Source organism: Dialister sp. UBA1703, assembly GCA_002320515.1.
Taxonomy (GTDB): Bacteria; Bacillota; Negativicutes; order Veillonellales; family Dialisteraceae; genus Dialister.
Map to the genome: position 1 here is coordinate 9,922 of DCJJ01000018.1, position 4,278 is coordinate 14,199.

General features: G+C 52.1%; 3 protein-coding genes. All 3 read left to right on the plus strand.

The window, feature by feature from the left end; translation table 11 throughout:
- Positions 1-148 precede the first annotated feature (148 nt).
- Positions 149-1,933 carry a WG repeat-containing protein gene (locus tag B2Y11_RS00935; protein ID WP_291054935.1) on the plus strand — a complete coding sequence of 595 codons (1,785 nt, stop codon included), beginning with the start codon at positions 149-151 and terminating at the stop codon, positions 1,931-1,933.
- 661 nt (positions 1,934-2,594) lie between these two features.
- Entirely contained in the window at positions 2,595-3,293 is a 699-nt protein-coding gene (locus tag B2Y11_RS00940) for a TVP38/TMEM64 family protein (RefSeq protein WP_291054938.1), read from the plus strand.
- Positions 3,293-3,889: an HD domain-containing protein gene (locus B2Y11_RS00945; RefSeq protein ID WP_291054940.1), complete on the plus strand. Its 597-nt coding sequence runs from the start codon at positions 3,293-3,295 to the stop codon at positions 3,887-3,889. The genes B2Y11_RS00940 and B2Y11_RS00945 overlap by 1 nt, the downstream gene beginning before the upstream one ends.
- The last annotated feature ends 389 nt before the right edge of the window (positions 3,890-4,278 follow it).

The following is a 4,278-nucleotide window of genomic DNA, read 5'->3' on the forward strand; positions in this document are numbered from 1 at the left end:
ATTTAATCAGCGCTTCCTTAATGGTTTCCCACCCGGCATGGGATGATTGTGAATTATCGCGAATCGCCGACTCAGGTAACTTCCACTCCTGTGCTACAATAGAAGGAGAAATTGACTTTCAGTTACTTTTCATGGTGAGGTGGTTTCCATGGTTTATAGAAAAATGATGGCTGCCCTGGCGGCGGGGCTTCTGTGTGTTTCTTTTTCTTCCTATGCCAATGAAGGGCCCCAGGCGCCGAAGGGGGATGTAGTTCCTTTTACGGCAGCAGTGAAGGAGAAGGGGAAATGGGGGGCCATTGACGGCAGCGGGAAGATGGTCATTCCCGTTTCCTATGATAAGATCGGCATCAGCCTGTCGGATCCCGATGTGAAGGATGATGATAGGGACAGTGAACCTGGCCGGGACAACCTGGTGGAGGTGGAGCAGGGGAAACTTCGGGGCTTCTATAACCGAAGCGGAAAAGTGGTGGTCCCCGTTTCCTATGAGACCCGTTCTGTCTGGAAGGAAGGCGCTCTGGCGGTGGAAGGGAAGGATAAGCGGATTTCCTTCTATAAGAAAGACGGCACGAAAATTTCCGATAGGACTTATGAGCAGGTGTCCGATTTCCAAAATGACATGGCCATTGTGAAGGCAGGCGGAAAGTATGGTTATCTGTCCCTTGACGGAAAGGAAATCGCACCGGTGTACCAGGAAGCCCGTTATTTTGAGGACGGTCTGGCGCCGGTGAGAATCAAAGGCCGCTGGGGTGTCATTGACCGGGACGGGAAAGAAGTGGTGGCGCCTCATTACAAGGATGCAGGCCCCTCCTACAGCGACGGCCTTCTGGCGGTGGAGGATAATCAGAACCACTGGGGCTTTATAGACGGGAAGGGGAAAGAGGTGGTGCCTCCCGTCTATAAATCGGTGGTGCCCGTATTCAGCGAGCATATGACTGCCGTGCAGGATGCAGGCAAGCTCTGGGGGTTCATGGACAGTGAAGGCCATGTGACCGCGGTGCCTCAGTTTAAAGCAGTGCTTACCCCCTTTTCTGAAGGCCTGGCAGGGGTGAAGACCACCGATGGCAATGGCTATGCCAAACCGGACGGCACTATAGCTTTTATGGCGGAATTTGACAAATTATATCCTTTTGAAAACGGTATGGCAGAAGTTCGTACCGGTGAGGTAGGGGAAACGGCGGTCATGCGCCGCTTCCCTGTCACCATCGGTATCGGCTGGGGCTGGGGACACTGGTATCATCACCATCATCACTACCATCACCCCTGGGGATGGGGGATTGGTTTCCCTGTGTGGGATCCCTGGTACTATGATTATGAAACGGTGCCCACCATCAAAGTAAAGAGGGGCTACATCAACAGCAGCGGCAAAGTGATTGCCAGTCCTGCCAATGACCGGGTGTTCAAGCTGGGAGAAAAGGGTATCCTTATCCGCAATGACGGAAAGTATGGCTGGGTGAACAGGGAAGGTATCTTCATTGCCCATACGATATACATGGGACTCCTGCCGGCAGAAGAGGACAATGTTCTCCTTGCCCAGAACGACAGCAAAAAGTGGGGCATCCTTTCCATGGATGACGGAAGCACGCTGGTGCCCTTCTCCTATGACTCCTTCTATGCCATGGGAAACGGACTTTATGGGTATAAACTCAAAGATCAGTGGGGCCTGATTTCAAAGGACGGCACCATCATCACGGAACTCCTCTTCCGCGCTGTGGCTAAAGAGGGAGACGGCCTCATTCCGGTAAAGACAAAGGACGGCTGGAAGTATGTGGATAGGGAAGGAAAAGACCGCATTACCTTCAAAGAAGAAGCTGCCGATGTGACTCCCTTCCACGAAGGCAGAGCCGGTGTGAAAATCAAAGGCAAGTGGGGACTCATCGATACCACCGGACACTTTGTGGCAGAACTGGTGTATGAGGATTTGGATATTTTGTAAAATGAATGATACGGCGCTCCTCCCAAGGGGCGCCGTTTTTATACGCCTTTTATGATAAAATCGGCTATCGGCTATCGGCTATCAGCTGTCGGCTGCCGGCCGTTCCCTGACTGCGCATGACTCTACGAAAGACATAGAGAGGCCTATTCTGACCCCTGAACAGGGGGAGTCCGGCGCGGCCGGATATAGTGGCCAATTCACCGTAATGCCGGTTCATGACTAATGATACGCAACGCAAGAGACTTCTTCACAGCTAATTGCTAAAAGCTAACTGCTGTCGCGTCTACGCCAAGCGCTCCTTTCTGCCTCAAAGCAGCATTCAGCAGGGAGATTTGAGGGCTCCCTTTCACCGGCTCCACGAAACTATGGGATTCATATCGTCTTGTACCACCGCTCGAAATGACGGGGAGCCATAGTGGCACAATGCAAGTCCTGTAACGCTGACTATATACTTATTGCCCGCAAGGGCAATCCTTCCCCTCAGAACCCTCAGAACCCTTTGAACCCTCACGCCGCAGGCGTGTCCAAGGCCCATCCATCTTGAGAACCTTTTTCGTACAACCTTTCTACGCAACCCGCCTGCGCCAGCAGGCTACAACCTTCTTTTCCGAACCCTCTATTTCCCCTTTATGCTATAATATTTCCCATCAGGAGGACATATATGAAACAGCATAAACAGGGCCTGGCCAAGGGGGCTCTTCTATTATCGGTGATTATTCTGTTCGGCGGTCTGTACTTGGCGGATCCTTCTGCTTTTTACACCATATGGGTGCTGATGAAGCGGGGAGAAATTCTGGAAATTGCTGCCTACATCCGATCCTTTGGCGATGGGGCGGCGGTGTTTGCCTTTGTGCTGACTGCCATTATGAATGCGGTGGGATTCCCGCCGGCCATGATTTTTTCCACGGCCTGCACTTTGATTTTCGGCATTGTGCCGGGCATTCTTCTGGCCTGGGCAGCGGAGACTGTGGGAGCGGGCATCAGTTTCATCTTTTTCCGTACATTTCTACGGAATTCAGCAGAAAGGCTGATTGCAGGGAATGCCCGGATTTCTGCCTGGGATGAAAAGAGCAGGACAGAGGGGTTCCGGGTGATGATGATTGCCCGTATCATCCCCTATTTCCCTGCGGCAGTGATTAATGCTTTCGGCGCCCTCTCAAAGATGAGTTTCCGTGACTATATACTGGCCTCTTTTATCGGGAAATTTCCTGCTACCGCCATTGAGGCCCTCATTGGACACGATACGGTGACCATCCACCAGAATCCCCTGCGCCTTGGCGTTGTCATTGGTATTTCTATCCTTTTATATGTGATTTTTTTCATCTGGGATAGAAGAAATCGGAAAGTGAGTGAGGAGTAATGGAGAAGAAGCAGGAAGAAAAACTGGACCGGCTTTTTGATTTCTTCCGTGAAATCGACAAAGAAAAGCTGGTTACCCGGCAGACCTATGTTACCGGCGCCGTGCGTATGGAGGATGATGCGGAACATGCCTGGCATATGGCGGTTATGACTCTTCTGCTTTCAGGGTACAGCAATGAGAAAATTGATGTGCTGAAAACAGTGTCCATGCTTTTAATTCATGACCTGGTGGAAATCTATGCCGGTGACACCTACGCCTATGCAGGGGTGAGCAAAGAGGCCCAGCATGAAAAGGAAGCAGAGAGCGCAGACCGTCTCTTCGGCATGCTGCCGGAGGAGGGAAAGAAATTCCGCGCCCTGTGGGATGAATTTGAAAGGGCGGATACGCCGGAAGCTCGCTTTGCCCATACCATGGACAATATCCAGCCTATGATGCTGAATGACTACACCGGCGGCAGAGCCTGGAAGGAGCATGGTGTCCATCTTTCCCAGATAATGAAACGGAATAAGCATACCGCAGAAGGATCGGAAATCCTCTGGGACTATGCCAGGGAAAAGCTGATCGGTCCCCATGTGGGGAAGGAAATTAAGGAGTAATAGATAGATTTGAGAATTGAGATTTGAGGAAGGGAGACTATCAGACGGACCTGTTGGGCCCGAAAATTGTACCGGCGGCTCCGCCGCAATTCTCATCCTCCTTTCTCCGGAAGGGGGGCTCTGTTTCTCCGCTATGCGGCTTGGGTGACACAAAGGTAAATCCCGTAACGCTGATTTCATACTCATCGCCGTAGGCGATACCTTCCCCCTCTAAACCCTCTGAACCCTCGATCGGGATTGGAATCGGGGAAACTGGCTTTCTCCCCACAAACTTGCCCACTCCCGCATGCGGGGGTGGGGGACCACGAAGTGGTGGAAGGGGGAGGCGAGCGAAGCGAGCCCATGCCGCCAATAACGGTCAGCCGACAAAAGGAAGGCCCTTTTATGGG

Bases quoted from the DNA above. Each gene is read 5' to 3' on its own strand.
- B2Y11_RS00945 (WP_291054940.1), top strand. From the start codon at position 3,293: ATGGAGAAGAAGCAGGAAGAAAAACTGGACCGGCTTTTTGATTTCTTC.
- B2Y11_RS00940 (WP_291054938.1), top strand. From the start codon at position 2,595: ATGAAACAGCATAAACAGGGCCTGGCCAAGGGGGCTCTTCTATTATCG.
- B2Y11_RS00935 (WP_291054935.1), top strand. From the start codon at position 149: ATGGTTTATAGAAAAATGATGGCTGCCCTGGCGGCGGGGCTTCTGTGT.